The sequence below is a fragment of the Deltaproteobacteria bacterium genome, assembly GCA_009930495.1.
In the GTDB taxonomy this organism is placed as follows: Bacteria; Desulfobacterota; Desulfovibrionia; order Desulfovibrionales; family Desulfomicrobiaceae; genus Desulfomicrobium.
This window is the reverse complement of the sequence record RZYB01000379.1, coordinates 1-1,518: the sequence shown is the minus strand read 5'-3', so window position 1 is coordinate 1,518 and position 1,518 is coordinate 1. Positions and strand designations below refer to the sequence as shown.

At 59.2% G+C, this 1,518-nt stretch carries 2 protein-coding genes; both read left to right on the top strand.

The annotated features are described in order from the left end of the window. Positions 1-61: 61 nt before the first annotated feature. Positions 62-1,159, top strand: a complete 1,098-nt coding sequence (arsB, locus tag EOL86_14840) for an ACR3 family arsenite efflux transporter (protein ID NCD26846.1) — start codon at positions 62-64, stop codon at positions 1,157-1,159. 8 nt (positions 1,160-1,167) lie between these two features. Beyond that, a partial coding sequence (locus EOL86_14835; protein ID NCD26845.1) for an arsenate reductase ArsC occupies positions 1,168-1,518 on the top strand: 351 nt, incomplete at its 3' end.

The window sequence follows — 1,518 nt, the reverse complement described above, 5'->3', positions numbered from 1 at the left end:
CCCCGTCCTCATGACCGCCACGTGTCATGATAACGCCACACAACCCGTGTAGAGGTGCCTCATGACTGAATCCGTTGTCCGCAAACTATCCTTCCTGGATCGCTACCTGACCCTGTGGATTTTTCTGGCCATGTTTATCGGCGTGGGCCTGGGCTGGCTGACGCCGGGAATCAAGAACATCATCAATGCCTTCCAAGTCGGCACGACCAACATTCCCATCGCCATCGGCCTCATCCTCATGATGTATCCGCCCCTGGCCAAGGTAAAGTACGAGGAACTCGGCCAGGTCTTCCGCAACGGCCGGGTTCTGATCCTATCCTTGGTCCAGAACTGGATTATCGGGCCCGTCCTCATGTTCTTTTTGGCCATCACCCTCTTGTCCGGCTACCCGGAATACATGGTCGGCCTGATCCTCATCGGCCTGGCCCGCTGCATCGCCATGGTCATCGTCTGGAACGACCTGGCCAAGGGTGACACGGAATACTGCGCCGGGCTGGTCGCTTTCAACTCCATCTTCCAGGTGCTCTTTTTCTCGGTCTATGCCTGGGTCTTCATCACCGTCCTGCCCGGATGGTTCGGCATGGAGGGCATGGAGGTGGATATTTCCATGGGCCAGATCGCCGAAAGCGTGTTCATCTACCTCGGCATCCCCTTTCTGGGCGGCATGATCACCCGCTTCGTGGGCCTCAAGACCAAGGGCAAGGACTGGTACGAGAAGGTCTTCATCCCCAGGATCAGCCCCTTCACGCTCATTTTTCTCCTGTTCACCATCCTGGTCATGTTCTCCCTCAAGGGCGAATACATCGTGCAACTGCCCATGGACGTGGTACGGGTGGCCATCCCCCTGACGATCTACTTCCTGGTCATGTTCCTGGTGTCGTTCTATCTCTCGGCCAGGGCCGGAGCGACCTACGAACAGTCCACGACGCTGAGTTTCACTGCGGCCTCCAACAATTTCGAGCTGGCCATCGCCGTGGCCATCGCGGTCTTCGGCATCAACTCAGGTCAGGCCTTCGCGGCGGTCATCGGCCCGTTGGTCGAGGTGCCGGTGCTCATCGGCTTGGTGGGCGTGGCTCTGCGCTTTAGGGCCAAATACTTCCCCCACGCCGTGGCCACCCTGCAAGGCGTCTGCCATGTGCGGGTCAAACCCAAAAAATGAGGTCTCCCATGCGCATTCTTTTCTTGTGCACCGGCAATTCCTGCCGCAGCCAAATGGCCGAGGGGTGGGCCAAGCATCTGAAAAAAGGGGAAATCGAGGCCACCTCTGCCGGCATCGAACGACACGGCATGAACCCTTACGCGGTCAAGGTCATGGAAGAAGCGGGCGTGGACATGGACGGGCAGTTCTCCAAAACAGTGGACGAGTTGCCGGACCACGCCTTTGACGTGGTGGTCACCCTCTGCGGCCACGCCAACGAAACCTGCCCCTTTTTTCCCGGCCCGGTACGCCGGGTACACCAGGGCTTCGACGATCCGCCCAGCCTCTGCCCCGGGATGACCGACGAGGACGAAATTCTG